The sequence below is a fragment of the Kribbella orskensis genome (assembly GCF_004342085.1).
In the GTDB taxonomy this organism is placed as follows: Bacteria; Actinomycetota; Actinomycetes; order Propionibacteriales; family Kribbellaceae; genus Kribbella; species Kribbella orskensis.
In genome coordinates, this window is the sequence record NZ_SLWM01000009.1 from 169,547 (window position 1) to 187,194 (window position 17,648).

Below are 17,648 nucleotides of genomic sequence, written 5' to 3' on the forward strand. Positions count from 1 at the left end.
GAGTCAGCAGAGAGGCTCACCATGTCCGAAGTTCAGAACACGCCCGGCCACGGCGAGGGAAAGGACCCGAGCGCGCCCCCGTCGCCCGGTCTGTCCCGCCGCGGTTTCGTCCGTAACAGTGCGCTGCTCGGTGGTCTCGCGGCGCTGGCCGGCGGACTGCCGGTCGGCACCGCGGCCGCGGCGACGACCAGCTCGACCTCGGCGACGCCGCGGGCCGGGGCCGGGTCGGCGCAGGGCAGCGTCGACATCCCGAACCGGTACGGCAAGCCGTTCTCGGTCGCCGACGACGAACTGTTCATCTTCGCCGCGAACTTCAAGCCGTTCGAGCTCGGCGGTGACGACGCGGGCCGGGAGGCGTCCCGGTACTTCAACCTCGTCCTCGGCGACGCGATCCGGGCCAGGTTCCCCGCTGTGAAGCTCAAGTACGCCACCTGGGACTACCCGATCCGGTACGAGGACATCGCCAGGGCCGGCCGGTTGCCGGACCTGATCATCGAGGACCCGCGGACCCGGATCGACCGTGACCTGGAGCCGCTCGGCTGGGTCGCCGACCTGACCGCGGACGTCCAGCAGGCCGGGATCGACCTGGCCGCGCTGAACCAGGGCGCGGTCGAGCAGGTGAAGTCCCGCTCCGACGGCGGCCTGTACGGTGTGCCGCTGTTCATCGACGAGCACGTGATGCTCTACAACAAGCTCATCTTCGACAAGTTCAAGGTCAAGTACCCGTCGGCCGGCTCGACGTACGACGACATCTACCAGCTGGCGAAGAAGCTGACCCGGCAGGACGGGATCGACCACTACAAGGGCTTCATGCAGCACCCGGACAACTACCTGGCGCTGAACCAGCTCGGCCTGTACCCGTTCGTCCCCGGCGCGTCGGAGCAGCCGGCGCCGGCGGACGTCAAGGTCAGCCTGACTACCGCGGAGTGGAAGCAGGTCGCCCACACCATCAACCAGTTCCTGCAGCTGCCGGGCAACACCTTCACCACCGTCGACGACTTCTTCAAGGGGGACATGAGCTTCCCAGGTCACCTGGCGATGGCGGTGCACACGCTGTCCAAGCTGAACGCGTACGCGCTCAGCCCGCTGTACGTCGAGGAGGACGACGCGGAGGACTACGCGGAGTGGGCCAAGGCGGTGAAGATCGGTGTCACCTCGATGCCGGTGCTGTCGAGCGGCTCGAACGCGATCTACCAGCCGAACACCCGGGCCGCGTTCATCCCGCCGCAGTCGCCGAAGAAGGCGCAGTCGCTGGAGATCATCAAGTACCTGGTCTCCGAGGAGATCCAGACCCGGCTGTCGTCGTACGGCGTCAAGGCGGTGCTGCCGACCGACGCGGTGAAGAACGCGTTCGGCACCGCGATCCCGGAGCTGAAGAACATCGACACCTCGGCCGTCTACTGGGGTGAGAACGCGATCGTGAAGAACTACCAGAACACCGAGTACTGGGACATCCCGCTCTACAAGGTGTTCCGCCAGCACGTGCTGATCGACGGCATGGACGTCGACTCGGCGCTGACGGTGGCCGAGCAGCGTGACATCCCGGACTACATCCGGGCCCAGGCCGCCGCGGGATTCACGTGGTGACGACCGATCCGAGGTTCGACGGCCGCCTCCAGGAGGCGGCCGCCGGGCCGGACGTCCGGGAGGCGCTGCTGCCCACGCTCCATCCTGGCGACAGCCACGCGGCCACGCTGGTCGAGACGCAGGCCGGCGACCTGCTGTGCGCCTGGTTCAACGGGCCGGGCGAGGGCGAGCCGGAAACGCGGATCGTGCTGTCCCGGCTGCCCGCGGGGGCGGACACCTGGACGGTGCCGGAGGTGATGTCGGACGATCCCGAGCGGTCGGAGCAGAACCCGCTGTTGTCCGTCGCGCCGTCGGGCGAGGTCTGGCTGCTGCACACGTCCAACGAGCCGCACGACCAGTCGTCCTCCCGGGTACTGCGGCGGCTGTCCTCGGACGGCGGGCTGACCTGGGGACCGAGCGAGGTCGTGTTCGACCGGCCGGGCAGCTTCCTGCGCAACCCGATCGTTGTCCTGAGCAACGGTGACTGGCTGCTGCCGGCCTACCACTGCGACAGCGACGGCGAGGCCAGCGTGGTCCAGCTGAGCTCGGATCAGGGGAGCGGCTGGACCTCGGTCGAGATCCCGGACGGGCTCGGCCAGGTGCAACTGAGTGTGGTGGAACTGGCTCCCGGAGAGTTGCTCGGACTGTTCCGCAGCCGGGCCGCGGACCGGATCCACCGGTCGGTGTCGAAGGACTACGGCCTGACCTGGTCGGCGCCGGAGAAGACGACGCTGCCGAACAACAACTCGGCGATCCAGGTACTGCGCCTGGCGGACGGCCGGCTGGTGCTCGTCTTCAACGACTCCAGCGCGGAGAGGGACCAGTTCCGCTGGGTGCCGGACGGCAAGGGCGGGATCCGCCGCAAGACGCTGCGGACCCCGTTGACGCTGGCCTTGTCCGAGGACGACGGCGCCACCTGGCCGTACTGGCGGAACCTGCAGGTGCAGGACGAGGAGTACCGCGACAACGAGTTCGGGTACTCGTACCCGACGCTGCTGCAGACGAATGACGGCAAGCTGCACGTCGCGTACTCCTACCTCCGCAAGACGATCAAGCACGTCGTGCTGAGCCCGGAGTGGATCGAGGCGGGAGAGCGGTTGCCATGAGCAAAGGTATGACCGGGCCGGTGACGGCGTCGGCGGAGAAGGTCGAACGATGGGCGGTGCACGAGCTCGCCCTGCCCGGACCGGCCGGCGGCAACCCGTTCGCCGACGTGGAGCTGCGGGTCTCGTACCGGTACCGGAACCGGGTGGTGACGGTCGACGGGTTCTACGACGGCGACGGGGTCTACCGGGCCCGGTTCATGCCGGATCGCGAGGGCCGCTGGGAGTTTGTCACGAGCAGTTCCACGCCGGAGCTGAACGGCCATCGCGGTGAGCTGTCGTGTGTCCCGCCGGGCCCGGGCAACCACGGGCCCGTCGGGGTGCACGGCGCGCACCACTTCGCGTACGCGGACGGCACGCGGTACGACTGCATCGGGACGACCTGCTACCACTGGACGTACGAGTCGCAGGAGGTGCAGGAGCTCACCCTGGCCGGACTCCGCGGCTCGCCGTTCGACAAGGTGCGGATGTGCCTGCTGCCGACCGACGGCATGCGCCCGGAGCGGCTGCCGTTCGCCGGCACCGAGCCGGGCGAGGTCGACGTCAGCCGGTTCGATCCCGAGTTCTTCCGGCACCTCGAGGGCCGGGTGGCCGATCTGATGGAGCTGGGTGTCGAGGCCGACCTGATCCTGTTCCACCCCTACGACCGCGGTGTCTGGGGGTTCGACCGGATGACTCCGGAGCAGGACGCCCACTTCCTGCGCTACGTCGTAGCCCGGCTCGCGGCGTACCGCAACGTGTGGTGGTCGCTGTCGAACGAGTACGACTTCAACCACGACAAGACGATCGCCGACTGGGACCGGCTGCTCCAGCTGGTCCAGCGCCTCGACCCGTACCAGCGGCTGCGCTCGATCCACAACGGCACCAAGATGTACGAGATCTTCTCGCCGTACGACTTCGGCAAGCCCTGGATCACGCACCAGAGCGTGCAGCACTGGGACGGCGCTGAAGTGGGTGCCTGGCGGTCGTGCCCGAAGCCGGTGGTGATCGACGAGATCGGCTACGAGGGCAACGCCGGCCGCCGGTGGGGCAACCTCACCGCGCAGGAGCTGGTGCACCGGTTCTGGCAGGGCATGACGCTCGGCGGGTACGTCGGTCATGGCGAGTCCTTCGTCGATCGGGAAACCCGCGCGTGGATCTCGGTCGGAGGCCGGCTGTACGGCGAGAGCTCGCCACGGCTCGCGTTCCTCCGCGACTTCATGGCCGGTCTTCCCCGCAAGGCCGACGGCGACGTGGACGGCACCAGGTGCGTGCTGCACTACCTCGGCGACCGGCAGCCCGCCTCGGTGGAGCTCGAGCTGCCGGGCGACGCGCAGTACCGGGTCGAGCTGATCGACACGTTCGCGATGACGGTGGAGGAACTGCCGGGCCGGTTCAGCGGCCGGTGCACGATCCCGCTGCCCCAACGTCCCTATCTGGCCTTGCGAGGGGTGCGATGACGGTATCCGAGGTGGAGCGCTGGGGTGTCTTCGAGACCTCGGTGGACGGCGGCCCGGTGGCGGTGGAGTTCCGGACCGCCGACGGCGACGCGGCGTACGTCGAGTCGTTCGACGGCGAGGACGGGCGGCAGCTGGTCCGCTTCATGCCGGACGTCGAGGGGGAGTGGACCTACGAGCTGGCCGGAGTTCCGGAGCGGTTCGTCTGCACCCCCGCATCCGAACGCAACCATGGACCGGTCCGCCGGGTCGGCGCCGACCTGCGCTGGGCGGACGGTACGCCGTACCGGCCGTTGACCACGACGTGGTTCGACCAGCCGGGTGCGCCGGATCGCTGGACCGAGGCCTGCCGGGCGATCGCGGCGTCACCGTTCGACCGGGTGCGGCTGCGGGTCCGGCGGAACGACCTGGCGCGGCTCGACGCGCGAACGCGGGAGCTGCTCGCGGCCGGCATCGGGGCGGAGCTGGTGATCTCGGAGACCGACGAGTTGTTCCTCCGGGAGCTGGTGAACCGACTCGCCGCGTACCGGAACGTCACGTGGTGCTTCGACGACGGCGGCGAGCGGCGGGACTGGCGGCGCGAGGCCGAGCTGGTCGCGGAGTACGACTCCGGGCGCCATCTGATCAGCGTCCACGGCGCGCCGGTTGCCGTCGATCCCGGGCCGCCGTGGCTCAGCCACCTCAGCGTGCCGCTGGAGAACCTTCGGGGGGTCTCCGCACTGCGGCGCGACTATGGCAAGCCGGTGCACGTGGATTCGTGCGGGTACGAGGGCAACGGGGCAGAGCCGGCGACGAGTCTCACCGGCCCGGAGCTGCTCACCCGGATCTGGGAAGGTACGGTTCGCGGCGCGCAGGTGGCCCACGGCGAGTGGTACGTCGACGCCGAGGGCGGGCCGTGGTCGGGCGGTGGATCGCGGCCGGCCGGTGTGGTCGCGCAACGCCTGCGGCTGCTTCGGCAGGTGCTGGCCGAAATGCCCGACGGCGTCGAGCCGATCGAGGACTACCGGGACGCGCCGACGCTCGCCGTGCCCGGCAGCTACTACCTGCAGTACCTCGGGGAGCACCGGTTCCCCGAGCGCACCTTCAGCCTGCCGGAGGGGACCTACCGGGTGGAGGTCCTCGACGTCTGGAACCACGCGGTCCGGCGCTTCCACGAGACGGTGACCGACACGTTGACGGTTCGGCTGCCCGGCACGCAGTACCAGGCGGTCCAGATCCGCCGGGCGAGCTGATGGGCGCTCTGGAGGCGAACGGACGGACCGCGGAACTGGTCAGGACACCAGCGGGGGTCGTACTCCGGCTCGGCCTGACGGGTGTGGATCCGGCGTACGTCGACCGCTCGGTGGCCGAGCTGCTGAGCTGTTCGGCGGGCCGGCCGTGGCAACCGAATCCACTGGAGCCCGAGGGCTGGTGGATCTCCCGGCGGGGTCGTGAGCACAGGGCCGGGTGCCGGTCCGGGCCGCTCGCGGTGGAGCTCCGGCTGGCGTTCGACAGCGCTGCGCGGTTGTCCGTCGAGCTGCGCTGGCGCAACACCGGTCATCGCCGGCTGGGCGATCTCGCGGTCGGGCTGCTGCTCGACCTCGGTCGGTTGACCGACAGCCAGATCACCGTGCCGGGCCTGCTCTACAACGACAACCCGTCCGCCGATCGGGCCCGCCCGGTACCGCGGGTCGGGCCGGCGCCAGGTGGCGGGTTCGTCGCCGAGGAGGACCGGCTGCCGATCCCCGGCGTCAACCTCGAGTGGCGGACCGGCCGGGCGCGGCGCCGGCTCAGCGTGTTCTCGCAACCGGTAGCACGGCACTCGTCCGACGGCGTGGTTCGCTACGGCTCGCTCGGCGTCATCCGGCGCGAGGGCCCGGTGATCGCGGCGCTGAGCGGCGTCCTGATGTTCGACGGCAAGCAGGACGTCCGGTATGTCAGCAAGGCGGAGACGGAGACGACCGGCGACGGCTACCTCACCCTGCTGCCCGGCGAGTCCTACGACCAGCACCTGGTCGTCGACTGGGGACCACAGGAGCACCGCGGACATGCGTTCCGCCACCTGGTCCGCACCGGCCGGTCGCTGTTCGCCGAACCAGGCGCGAAGCCGCTGGACCTGGACGAGATCGTCGCGCGCAAGACCCAGGCGCTGGACAGCAGGTGGTTCCGAGCCGGGACCGTTGCCGGGTACACCAAGTTCAGCGAGGTCGCCGGCAACGGCCCGGCCAAGGCCCGGCACTTCCTCTACGGCTGGACCGGGCAGGCGCTGAAGCTGGCGTGGTGCGACGCACGACTCGGGTTCGACTGTGGTGACCAGGAGCGGATCGAGCGGTGCCGGGCGGCGGTCGGGTTCTACCTCGCCGGGAGCTCGACCGGGACGCCAGGGCTGCGGCACAACGCGTACCAGCTCGGTGGCAGGAGGTGGACGAGCTTCCGCTGGGGCGGGCGGCCGATGGTGTCCAGCCGGGCGTACGGCGAGACCGTCGCCGACCTGGCCGAGATCGTCACGCTGTTCCGCGCTCACGGCGAGGTGGTGCCGGACGCGTGGCTCGCCGCGCTGACCGAGGCGCTGGACTTCTTCCGGGCCGGGCTGCTGCCGGACGGCACCTTTCCGATCGGCTGGCGACTCGACGGATCCCCGGCGGCCGCCACGGTCTCCGCCGCGGGAATCCCGTGCGTGCTGGCCGCGCTCAAGGCGGTCCCGGTCCTGGACGATGCCGGGCTGTTGCCGCAAGCAATCACCTGGCTGAGCCGCTACCACGACCAGCACGCCCGGACCTTCGACCGGCCGTTCGCCCGCTCGACGCTGGACGCCGCCTGCGAGGACAAGGAAGCGGGGATGTACTACTTCCTCGCGGCGTACGAGTCGTTCCGGCTGACCGGGGACGAGCTGTTCGCCGGGTGGGCCGAGGTCGCGGCGGACTGGCTGCTCACCTTCGTCTACGTCTGGTCGCCCGAGCTCGACACCGGGTCGCCGTTGCGCGAGGCCGGGTTCAGCGCGGTCGGCTGGCCGACGGTGAGCGTGCAGAACCACCACCTCGACGTGTTCTTCCCGACCGCCGAGCTGCTCGCGTTCGGCGCCGGCACCGGCCGGCCGGAGTACGTCGAGGCCGCGTGGACCGCGATCGGGGCGATGGGGCAGGGGATCGCCGGCCGGCCGGGCGAGTGGGGCTTCGAGGTCGTCGGAGAGCAGGGCGAGGCGTTCTTCCAGACTCACTGGCAGCGGCGCGGGACCAGCAACACGTGGAACCCGTCCTGGGTGATCGCTCTGGTGCTCGCCAACGCGCTGCGGATCAGGGACCACGGATGACCGACCACCCGATCACGGAGTACGGCGCTCGCCCGGGCACCGACTGTACGGCGGCACTGGACCGGGCGATCCGCGCGTGCCGGCTGTCCGGCGGGCGGGTGGTGGTGCCGGCCGGGCGGTTCCGGACCGGAGCGATCCGGCTGCGCAGCAACATCGAGTTGCACGTCGCGGTCGGGGCGACGCTGCAGTTCATCCCGGATCCGGCGGCCTACCCGATCGTGCGGACGCGGTGGCAGGGGATCGAGTGCTACAGCCACTCGCCGCTGATCTACGCCTGCGACGAGGTGAACGTGGCCGTCACCGGTCTCGGCACCCTGGACGGCGGGGCGTCGCCGGACACCTGGTGGCGCCGGACGAAGCCGGTCGACGACTGGCAGCGGCTGCTGCGGATGGTGGCCGACGAGATCCCCGTGGAGCAACGGGTGTTCGCGCCCGGGCACGGGTTCCGGCCGAGCTTCATCCAGCCGTACGCGTGCCGCCGGGTGCGGATCGAGGACGTCCGGATCGTCAACGCGCCGATGTGGGTGATCCACCCGGTGCTCAGCACCGAGGTCGTGGTCCGCGGCGTCACGGTCGACAGCCGGGGACCGAACAACGACGGCTGCAACCCGGACTCGTGCCGGGACGTGCTGATCAGCGGGTGCTCGTTCGACACCGGTGACGACTGCATCGCGCTCAAGTCCGGCCGCGACGACGACGGCCGCCGGGTCGGGCGAGCCTGCGAGAACGTGGTGATCGAGGACTGCCGGTTCGGCTCGGGCCACGGTGCGGTCACGATCGGCAGCGAGACCAGTGGCGGTGTTCGCAACGTCGTCGCCCGCGACCTGCGCACCGCCGGTCCGGGCCTGGACCACGCGATCCGGATCAAGACGAACTCGCACCGCGGCGGCGTCATCGAGAACATCCGCATCCAGGACGTCGTCGCCGAGTCGACCACCGGCGCCGCGGCCGTTGTGGACGTCCGCCACGCCGACGAGGCGGTCACCGGCCGGCACCACCCGACCGTCCGCGGGATCTCCATCGACGGCCTGGTCGTCCACAGCGCGCCCCTCCTGCTCGAAGTCCGCGACGCGCCGCTGTCTCCAGTCGGCCTGACCCTGTCCTCAGTAGGCGCGGAAGGCTTCGAAGAGATCCGCTGAACCGACCTGCCCGCCCTTCAGCACCACCTGTAGCCCGTCCAGAAACTCCTGGCCCGCGATCGTCCGGCACACCGCGGTCCCGGGTCCGAACCCATCGGTCGACTCGAGCTCCACAGCGGTGATCCCAAGCTCCCGCAGAACCCGCCCTGAGGTGTCCCCGCCCGCCACCAGCACCTTCCGCACTCCGGTGCTCCGGGCAACCGTTCGGACCACCGTCGCCAACCCGCCGGCGAGCGAAGCCAGCGCCGCAGTGCCGGCACGGTCGGTGGCCCGCCCGGTGTGCACCACCACCCCGGAGACACCGGCGCGCAACGTCTGCCTGGCCACTGCCGCGACTCTCGACGGATCGTCGTCCAGCCGCAGCGAGACCCATCCGGCAGCGATCGCCCGCTCGATCTGCTCCGCCGTCCGCGCCGACTGACTCCCGGACACGACAAGCACCTGCTCCCCAGGCCGAGCCCCAGCCTCCCCAGCCCTAGCTTCCTCAGTTCCAGCCCCGGCCGGTCCGCCGCGGGTCAGTGCGGTGGCGTGGGCTCGGGAAAGGCCGCCTGAGCCCATCGTGAACAGCGGCTCGTCGTTGCCGGCGGCAAGGATCGCCGAGCCGACCCGATGCAGATCGGCGTCGGTGAGGGCATCGAGGACCACCACGTCCTCCTGGACCCGAGGATAGCGGTCGGCCAGGTCGGCGTACGTGGTGAGGTCGAGGGAGCCGATCCGCAAGTCGGTCTGGGAGGTCAGGTGGAGTCTCAGGTCGGACTCGTTCATCGGGGTCGCCGGGTGGTTCGCCATCGTCGGCTGACGGTCGAGGCGGTGGATGCGTCCGGCCTCGGCGGCGAAGTGGTGGCCGAAGACCGTGTACCGGCCGAGCTCGGGTTGGGCGGCGAGAACAGGGATCGGCGCCGTACCGAAGAGCGAGCGGCCTACTTCGAGCGCACGACCGAGGCTGCCGAGCCCGGGTGAGGAGTCGGCGGTCGAGCAGATCTTGTACTGCACGACCCGCGGCGCCAGGGCGCGCAGCGCCGTCAGGATCGGCCCGATCTCGGCCTCCTGCTCGGCCGGTCCCAGCGACCGCGCGATCCCGGCGACCCCGATCGCGTCGTACCGCGTGGCAAGGGTCCGCAGCTCCTCGGCGGCGGGCAGCTCGACCAGCAGTGCCGAGCGCAGACCGAGTCGCTCGTACTGGACCAGCGCGTCGGTCGAGCCGGTGAAGTCGTCGCCGTAGAAGGCCGCCTCAACCACGAGCGGCACCGAAGGTCTCGAACGCACGACGCAGGGCCGGCACTTGCTCGGCGGTGGCGGCGAGATCCCCGCCGTCGACAGCGCACTGCCAAGCCGCCCGCATCGCCGCGACCCCGGCGCCGGCGCCGTCCGGGTGACCGTGGATTCCGCCGCCCGCGAGCACCAGCAGATCCGTCGTACCGGTTCGGCGATAGGTCTCCGGCGCCAGGCCGGCCCATTGCCCGGACGACAGCACCGGCAACGTCTCATACCCACCGAACAACGGTTGCCGGACCGCTTCGATCGAGCGCAGGAACCTCGTCGTCGGTCTCGTAGAACTTGTTCGACAACCCGTTGGTGTGCAGGTGATCCGCACCGGCCAGCCGCGCCAGCTTGGACCAGGCGACGAAGTCGATGCCGAGCTGCGAGGCCCTGGTGTAGACGCCGGTCATCGCGCGGTGCCCGTGGATCGGCAGCTCGCAGCGTTGCCGCAACCAGGCCAGCCCGGTCGCGCCGATCAGGTTGACGCACACCATCACGCAGGTGCCGCCGGCGTCCCGGACCAGGTCGTGGTTCGCGGCGAGCCGGTCCAGGTCGTCGGTGATGTTGAACGCGTACATCGGCCGCCGGCCGGTCCGCTGGGCGACCCGGTCCAGTTCGTCGGTGACCACTGCGACCCGGTCGGCCAGTGGCGAGTGCGGCGGGTCGCCCATCAGCTCGTCGTCCTTGATGAAGTCGATCCCGGCCTCAGCCAGCTCGCGGACGACGACGCGCAGTTCCTCGACCGGCAACCCGATGCTGGGCTTGACGATCGTCCCGAGCAGGACGCCGTCCGGCCGGTCCAGCACCGCCCGCGTCCCGGCCACGCCGTACTGCGGGCCCGGGTACCGCTCGGCGAACGCGTCGGGGAGGTCCAGGTCGAGCAGCCGGATCCCGGCGATCTGCCGGAGCTCGAAGAGGTTTCCGGCGACGGCGGCGAGCAGATTCGGCAGGGACGGACCGAAGTTGTCCAGGCCGAAGGCGATCCGGATCCGGGCGCTCCGTCGCCGCCCGTCGTCCGGGTGCATCGCTCCCGGCAGGTCGGCGTTGCCGGTCGGCTCCAGCTCCTCGATGGATTGCACCCGGGCGGCGAACCGGTCACGCAGCTCGGCGGTCTCCCGGGCGACGGCCACGAACGTGCCGGTCGACTGCTCGCCCGCGATCGTCGCGGCCGCGTGCTCCAGCGGCAGGTACGACTCCACCAGGTACGTGGCGACGACGTCCTCGCTCATCGGGCCGGGTCGATCTGGATCTTGAGGTGGTCCGCGCCGGCGCCGATGGCGACCAGGACCTCGGGCGCCCGGTCCAGTCCGACGACGTCGGTGATGTACGGCCGGACGTCGAGCACCCGCTGGTTCACCAGGGCGGCGGCGGCGCGGAAGTCCGCCGGCGTGTAGATGGTGGAGCCCTGGATGGTGACCTCCTTGAGCACCACCGGATTCAGGTCGACGGTGAGCGGTCCGGCGAACATCGGCAGCAGCACCACCCGCCCCCGCGGCCGGCACAGCGACAATGCTTCCTCCAGACACCCCGGGTGACCGGACGCGACCATGACCACGTCGAACCCCTCGCCACCGGTGGCTTCGGCGCCGACCCGGACCAGGTCGGCGGTCAGCGGGTCGAGCACGTGGTCGACGCCGCGGGCGATCAGGAAGTCCCGGTTGTGCTGCTTGATGTCGCTCACCAGCACGATGCCGGCGCCACGGAGCCGGCTGACCGCGGCCACCAGGCTCCCGATCGCACCCCCGCCGAGCACCGCCACGGACTCGCCGGCCGTGATCCCACCCGATCCGGTGGAGTGCCAGGCCACGGCGACCGGCTCGATCATCGCGCCCTCGTCGAAGCCGATGCCGTCGGCCAGGGGGATCAGGACGCGCGCAGGCGCAGCGAAGTACTCGCTGAGCATGCCGGGCCAGCCACCGCCGGGGACTCGCTTGTGAGCGCAGAGGTGTGGCTGGCCGGCCTCGCAGCGGGTGCAGTCCCAACACGACAACGCCGGCAGTACGGCGACGCGGTCGCCCACGCCGAACCTCCTCTCGCCCGGTGGCACCGAGACGATCTCGCCCGCGCCCTCGTGGCCGAGCACCACCGGTGGTCTGCGGAACGGGTGGTCGCCGCGCCAGGTGTGCAGGTCGGAGCCGCACAGACCGACCGCCCGCATCCGGAGCAGGATCTCCTGGTCCGGGCCGGGAGTGTCGACCTCGACCACCGAGACCTGCCTGGGCTGCTGCAGCAGCGCTGCTCTCACGGGCGTCCTCCTTGTCCGGATCCGGACACGCGCGGGCCCGGAATCGTCAAGAAAACAAGGCAGATCCGGGCCGCTGCGTGGTTGGGCCGTTGACATCGTACCCCGATCGGGTAAAGGTTTTCCTCATGGCGATGATCCCGGCGACGCTGCTGCTGGAAGAACGGGCCGCTCTGGCGATGAACGCGGTCGTGGGCCTGGCCGACGACGATCAGGACGGCATCCCGTTCTTCAGCGCGAACCTGCTGGCCCGGCCGGCCCGGCTGGAGCACGGCGACTGGGACTACGGCTCCAGCCACGGCCGGCTCACCGACGCGATCCTGCTGGCCCGGCAGATGACCGGCAGCAAGGATTGGGAGCCGGGGTGGGACGCGGTCGCCGACCGGTACCGGCAGACCCTGCTCGCCCTGCTCGGTGCCGACGGGCTGACCTATCGGCGGGAACACCCGCGCGGTCACTGGAAGGCGAACGCCAACCTGATCGACCAGCGGGCGACCCTGCTCGCGCTGACCACGACCGTGGTCGCCACCGGTGACCCGGTCGCCCGCGCGGCCGCCGACCGGCAGGTCGCGGCGCTCAAGCGGATCGCGATCAAGGAGCGCGACGTCTGGTTCTATCCGGCCTCGGAGTACACCGCCGCCGGCTGGCCGTCCTCGAACGCCGTCGACCTGCACCTGGCACCGGACCCGGCGTCCTTCTCCGGCCGGCTGATCATGCCGCTGCTGCGCTATCACCAGGCGACCGGCAACCCCGACGCGCTGGAGTTGTGCGAGTGGTTCGCCCGGCTCGTGGTGGACAAGAGCGGCGTCTTCCTTCCGGACGGCAGCTTCAACGCGGCCCGGGTGTTCCGCAGTGGTCACTTCCACACCCGGGTGGGCACGCTGGAGGGACTCGCCCGGCTCGCGCGGCACACCGGCGACCACGGCCTGACCCAGTTCGTCCGGCGTAGCTACGACTGGGTGCTGACCCAGGCCACCGGCTTCGGCTGGACGCCGGGCGACCTCGCCGACCAGCGGTACGAGCACGAGACGTGCTCCCTGGTGGACCTGATCGGACTCGGTGCGACGTTGGCGGGCAGCGGGCTGACGGAGTACTGGCCCGTGGTCGAGCGGTTCGTCCGCAACCACCTTGCCGCATCGCAGTTGCTGGACGTGAGCTGGGTGGAGTCCGCCTCGGACCGCTCCGGCGACGTACCGGGCTGGCGGACTCAGGTCGACGTCGGCGAGCGGGTGCTCGGCGCCTTCTGCGGGTACGGCGCGCCGAACGACTACGTGTCGGACGTGCCGCTGGGCCGCGGCCACACGAACGACGTCCAGGCCTGCTGCGTGGGCTCCGGGGTGCGAGGTCTGTTCTGGGCCTGGAACAGCGTCGTCACCGGTGACCGCTCGGTGGCCCGCGTCAATCTGCTGCTGTCCAGAGCGCACCGGTTCGTCGACGTGCTCAGCCACCTGCCCGTCGAGGGCAAGGTCGAGCTACTGGTCAACGAACCCGTCGAGGAGCTGCGGGTCCGGGTGCCGGACTGGGCCGGGTACGCCCGGCTGACGCTCCGGCGCGACGGCGGCGCGCACGACGGCGCGGACGACGGCGAACGGACCGGCGCCGAGCGGATCTGGGCGCCGGACGGGTATCTCTCGATCCCGCGGCCGAGACCGGGCGAGCGGATCGTGGTGACCTTCCCGATGGCAGCGCGAACCACCACCGAACTTGCTGCAGGCAACGAATTCCGGACCGGCTGGCGGGGCGACGACGTGGTCGCGATCGACCCGCCGGGCCGGTCCAGGCCGATGTACGGCGACCGGCCGGAGCACGCCGGCGGTCTGCGTGACTACGAGATCCACCGACCCGAGACGGAGTGGTCCTGGTGACAACAGGCTGGGTGCTGACCGATCCACCGACCGTGCCGGCGCTGACGCCGTACGACCTGCGCTGCGAGCATCTGGCCGAACCGCTGGGCATCGGCTCCGCCCGGCCGCGGCTGAGCTGGCGGCTGGCCTCGCCGGTCCGCGGTGATCGGCAGGAGGCGTTCCGGGTGCGGGTGGAGCGCGACGGCGTCCAGGTGTGGGACAGCGGGTGGCGGTCGGAGCAGGCGACGTCGGTCGACCACGGTGGCGCGCCGCTGACCTCGCTGACCGACTACACCTGGCACCTCGAGGTCCGCGATGCCGCCGGCGCCGCGACGGGCGCGTCGGCGACCTTTGCCACCGGCATCTTCCACCCCGGGGAGTGGCAGGCGCGCTGGATCGAGCACGACTACGAGACCGAGCCTCCGTTCGAGCCGCCGGTGGACAAGGTCGAGCCACGGTCGGAGCGTTCGGCCACGCTCGCCGCGCCGCGGTACCTGCGCCGGTCCTTCGACCTTCCGGCGCCGGTCGTGCGGGCTCGCGTCTACGCGACCGCTCACGGCCTGTACCAGCTGAACGCGAACGGCCGCCGAGTCGGCGCCGACGAGCTGACCCCGGGGTGGACCGACTACCGGTACCGCGTGGCGTACCAGACATACGACGTCACCGACCTGCTGCACGAAGGGGAGAACGTGCTCGGCGCGGTCCTCGCGGAAGGGTGGTGGTCGGGGTACGTCGGGTGGGACACCCGGAGCCAGGCGCACCACTACGGCAAGAGGCCGCGGTTGCTGGCCCAGCTCGTCGTCGACCACCCGGACGGAACGCGCACCGTCATCGGCACCGACGCCGGCTGGCTGGAACGGACCGGGCCGCTCAGGTTCGCTGACCTGCTGATGGGAGAGTCGTACGACGCCCGCCTGGAGCTGGGGGACTGGTCGAGCCCGGGCCACGTGCTCGGTCAGGGCTGGGAACGAGCGGGCGAGGCCGGGGCGGACGTCTCCACGGTGGTTGCCGCGAGCACCGAACCGGTCCGGGTGATGGAGGACCTGCCGGCCGTCTCGGTCGATCGGCGCGGCCCCGGCCGGTACGTCGTCGACCTCGGGCAGAACGTCGCGGGCCGGATCAGGCTGCGGATCCGTGGAGCGGCCGCCGGCGACCGGATCCGGCTGCGGCACGCGGAGATGCTGGAGTCCGACGGCGAGGTTTACACCGCGAACCTGCGGACCGCCGACGCGACCGACTACTACGTCAGCGCCGGCGCGGACGAGGAGACGTTCGAGCCGGCGTTCACCGTGCACGGGTTCCGGTACGTCGAGGTCGACGGCTACCCGGGCGACCTCACGACCGCGGACGTGACCGGGCGGGTGCTGCACTCGGACACCCCGGTCGCCGGGCGGTTCGAGTGCTCCGATCCGGGCGTCAACCGGCTGCTCGGCAACATCCGCTGGGGCCAGCGCGGCAACTTCGTCAGCGTGCCGACCGACTGCCCGCAGCGCGACGAACGTCTCGGCTGGACCGCCGACGCGCAGATCTTCCTGCCCACGGCCGCGTACCAGGCGGATGTGCAGACGTTCTTCGCCAACTGGCTGGAGGACCTGGCGGTCGCGCAGACCCCGGACGGCGCGGTGCCCGACGTCATCCCGCACCTGATCACCGGCCGGCACGGCACGCCGGCGTGGTCCGACGCCGCGACGATCGTGCCGTGGACGCTCTACCGCAGCTACGGCGACGAGCGAGTACTGCGGCAGGCGTGGCCGTCGATGCGGCGCTGGGTGGACTTCGTGCACACCGCCAACCCCGGCCTGATCTGGCGCAATCGCACCGGCGGCCACTACGGGGACTGGCTGCAGGTCGGCGTCTGCACCGATCGCGACGTGCTGGCGACCGCGTACTTCGCCCGCAGCGCCGAACTCACCGCCGCAACCGCCCGCGTCCTCGGTCTGCGGGACGAGGCCGCGGCGTACGGCGAACTCCGCGATCGCATCGCCGCCGCGTTCGTGGCGGAGTTCGTCGATGCCGAGGGCAAGGTTCGCGGGGACACCCAGACGGGGTACTTGCTGCCGTTGGCGTTCGGGTTGCTGCCGGAGGACCTGGAGCAGGAGGCGGTGAAGCACCTGGTCGCCGACCTGGAACGGCGCGACCGGTCGCTGACGACGGGGTTCGCGGGGGTCGCGCTGCTGTGCCCGGTCCTGGCCGGGTACGGGCAGCTGGAGCTCGCGTACGACCTGCTGCACGACGACCGGTACCCGTCCTGGGGGTACTCGATCCGCCACGGTGCGACCACGATCTGGGAGCGCTGGGACGGCTGGACCGAGGAGCAGGGATTCGGCCCGGTCGCGATGAACTCCTTCAACCACTACTCGCTCGGCTCGGTCGGTGAGTGGCTCTACAGCGGTGTGGCCGGCATCGACCAGGCGCCGTCGTCGGTGGCCTTCCGGGACCTGGTGATCCGGCCTCGTCCGGGTGGCCGGCTCGACTGGGCGCAGGCGGCGTACGACACGCCGTCCGGCCGGGTGACCACGCGGTGGGAAGTGGCCGACGGGACCGTCAAGCTGGACGTCGGGGTGCCGCCGGGGACGACCGCGACCGTGCACGTCCCGACCGCTGACCCCACGTCGGTACGGGAGTCGGATCGTCCGGTCGCCGGACAGGAGGAGATCGACGTCCTCGGCCCGGCCGACGGTGTTCTGGTCTGCCGGGTCGCCTCAGGTCGTTATCGCTTCGCGGCCGACGCCTGAGACCGGCGCCGGCGCGGTGCGGGGCCGGTCGAGCCACGGACGACGAGCTCACCGGACAGGTGGGTCGCGCCGGCCGCCGGGTCGCTGCTGAACCGTTGCCAGGCCAGCCGGCCCAGCTCGACCGTCGACACGGCGAACGTGGTCAGGCCGGGATCCATGTGCGCGCTCATCGGCGCGTCGTCGATCCCGGCCACCGACAGCTCACCCGGTACGTCGATGCCGAGCTCGCGCAACCTGGTGAGGACACCCAGCGAGACGTGGTCGTTGAACGCGATCAGTGCTGTCGGCTGGTGCGTCAGCGCCTCGTCGACCGCCGAGTACCCGTCCCGCATCGCCGAACCGCAGGGCACCGGGGTCACCGTCTGCTTCAACGCCTCCGCGACCCGGAACCCCCGCTGCCGTTGCCGGTCGGACCATGCGTTCGGTGGACCCTCGAGGTACACGATCCGCTGGTGCCCGAGCGATGCGAGGTGCTCGCACAGCAGCCGGATCCCTTCCTGGTAGTCGACCACCACGGCCCCGATCGACGGGTGCCGCAGGATCCGGTTGATCAGTACCAGCGACCGGCTCGCGGCGGCGACCTCCTTCAGCCGGGGTGTACTCATCCGCGGTGCGCACAACAGCAGACCGTCAACCCAGCGGGCCAGCTCCATCGCCGACCTGTACTCCCGGTCCGGGTCCTCGTCGCTACCGGCGACCAGCGTGTGGTGGCCGCCCTCGGCGGCCTCGGCCGCGACGCCCTTGAGGATCTCGGCGAAGTACGGGTTGGCCAGGTCGGGGGCCACCACGCCGATCGTCTGGCTCCGGCCGCGCAGCAGCGTCTGGGCGGCCGGGTTCGGCCGGTAGCCGACCTCGCGGGCGGCGGCCCGGACCCGGTCGGTGACCTCGGCAGACACCGGCTTCCCGCCGCTCATCACCCGGGAGACGGTCGCCGTCGACACCTCGGCGATCCGGGCCACGTCATGGATCGTGGCCCGGCCGGGGGACAGCGCACCACCTCTGGACGACTTGCTCACCGAGTCATTGGACCATGG

The 17,648-nt window shown here is 71.1% G+C and carries 13 protein-coding genes; 8 read left to right on the forward strand and 5 right to left on the reverse strand.

Annotation, left to right across the window (positions count from 1 at the left end):
• Positions 1 to 21: 21 nt before the first annotated feature.
• Genes EV644_RS24260 through EV644_RS24285 form a run of 6 tightly spaced genes read left to right on the forward strand, consistent with a single transcriptional unit; the run spans position 22 to position 8,533 of the window.
• Entirely contained in the window at positions 22 to 1,587 is a 1,566-nt protein-coding gene (locus tag EV644_RS24260) for an ABC transporter substrate-binding protein (RefSeq protein WP_132190957.1), read from the forward strand.
• Positions 1,584 to 2,672 (forward strand): sialidase family protein, encoded by a 1,089-nt coding sequence (locus EV644_RS24265; RefSeq protein ID WP_132190956.1) that lies wholly within the window; start codon positions 1,584 to 1,586, stop codon positions 2,670 to 2,672. The genes EV644_RS24260 and EV644_RS24265 overlap by 4 nt, the downstream gene beginning before the upstream one ends.
• Positions 2,669 to 4,108, forward strand: a complete 1,440-nt coding sequence (locus EV644_RS24270) for a DUF5060 domain-containing protein (RefSeq protein WP_241998684.1) — start codon at positions 2,669 to 2,671, stop codon at positions 4,106 to 4,108. Before EV644_RS24265 ends, EV644_RS24270 begins: the two co-directional genes overlap by 4 nt.
• Entirely contained in the window at positions 4,105 to 5,337 is a 1,233-nt protein-coding gene (locus tag EV644_RS24275; RefSeq protein ID WP_132190955.1) for a DUF5605 domain-containing protein, read from the forward strand. Before EV644_RS24270 ends, EV644_RS24275 begins: the two co-directional genes overlap by 4 nt.
• On the forward strand, positions 5,337 to 7,394 hold the full coding sequence (locus EV644_RS24280) for a hypothetical protein (RefSeq protein ID WP_132190954.1): 2,058 nt from the start codon (positions 5,337 to 5,339) through the stop codon (positions 7,392 to 7,394). Before EV644_RS24275 ends, EV644_RS24280 begins: the two co-directional genes overlap by 1 nt.
• Complete coding sequence (locus EV644_RS24285; RefSeq protein WP_132190953.1) at positions 7,391 to 8,533, forward strand: glycoside hydrolase family 28 protein; 1,143 nt, start codon at positions 7,391 to 7,393, stop codon at positions 8,531 to 8,533. Before EV644_RS24280 ends, EV644_RS24285 begins: the two co-directional genes overlap by 4 nt.
• Here EV644_RS24285 and EV644_RS24290 read toward each other — a convergent pair.
• The 4 genes from EV644_RS24290 to EV644_RS24300 are packed head-to-tail and all read right to left on the reverse strand — an operon-like array spanning position 8,498 to position 12,038.
• Positions 8,498 to 9,772: a four-carbon acid sugar kinase family protein gene (locus tag EV644_RS24290; RefSeq protein WP_132190952.1), complete on the reverse strand. Its 1,275-nt coding sequence runs from the start codon at positions 9,770 to 9,772 to the stop codon at positions 8,498 to 8,500. The two genes, EV644_RS24285 and EV644_RS24290, sit on opposite strands and share 36 nt — an antisense overlap.
• Positions 9,765 to 10,034, reverse strand: a complete 270-nt coding sequence (locus tag EV644_RS47245; protein ID WP_199239977.1) for a RuBisCO large subunit C-terminal-like domain-containing protein — start codon at positions 10,032 to 10,034, stop codon at positions 9,765 to 9,767. The genes EV644_RS24290 and EV644_RS47245 overlap by 8 nt, the downstream gene beginning before the upstream one ends.
• On the reverse strand, positions 10,018 to 11,022 hold the full coding sequence (locus EV644_RS24295) for a RuBisCO large subunit C-terminal-like domain-containing protein (protein ID WP_199239978.1): 1,005 nt from the start codon (positions 11,020 to 11,022) through the stop codon (positions 10,018 to 10,020). The genes EV644_RS47245 and EV644_RS24295 overlap by 17 nt, the downstream gene beginning before the upstream one ends.
• Positions 11,019 to 12,038, reverse strand: coding sequence for a zinc-dependent alcohol dehydrogenase (locus EV644_RS24300; RefSeq protein ID WP_158292913.1), 1,020 nt, complete (start codon positions 12,036 to 12,038; stop codon positions 11,019 to 11,021). The genes EV644_RS24295 and EV644_RS24300 overlap by 4 nt, the downstream gene beginning before the upstream one ends.
• 125 nt (positions 12,039 to 12,163) lie before the next feature.
• Here EV644_RS24300 and EV644_RS24305 point away from each other — a divergent pair, with 125 nt between their 5' ends.
• Positions 12,164 to 13,900 carry a glycoside hydrolase family 127 protein gene (locus EV644_RS24305; protein WP_132190950.1) on the forward strand — a complete coding sequence of 579 codons (1,737 nt, stop codon included), beginning with the start codon at positions 12,164 to 12,166 and terminating at the stop codon, positions 13,898 to 13,900.
• Positions 13,897 to 16,614, forward strand: a complete 2,718-nt coding sequence (locus EV644_RS24310; protein ID WP_241998683.1) for a glycoside hydrolase family 78 protein — start codon at positions 13,897 to 13,899, stop codon at positions 16,612 to 16,614. Before EV644_RS24305 ends, EV644_RS24310 begins: the two co-directional genes overlap by 4 nt.
• Here EV644_RS24310 and EV644_RS24315 read toward each other — a convergent pair.
• A complete protein-coding gene (locus EV644_RS24315; protein ID WP_158292914.1) occupies positions 16,590 to 17,630 on the reverse strand; it encodes a LacI family DNA-binding transcriptional regulator in 1,041 nt (346 codons plus the stop codon). The genes EV644_RS24310 and EV644_RS24315 overlap by 25 nt on opposite strands.
• Between the last annotated feature and the right edge of the window lie 18 nt (positions 17,631 to 17,648).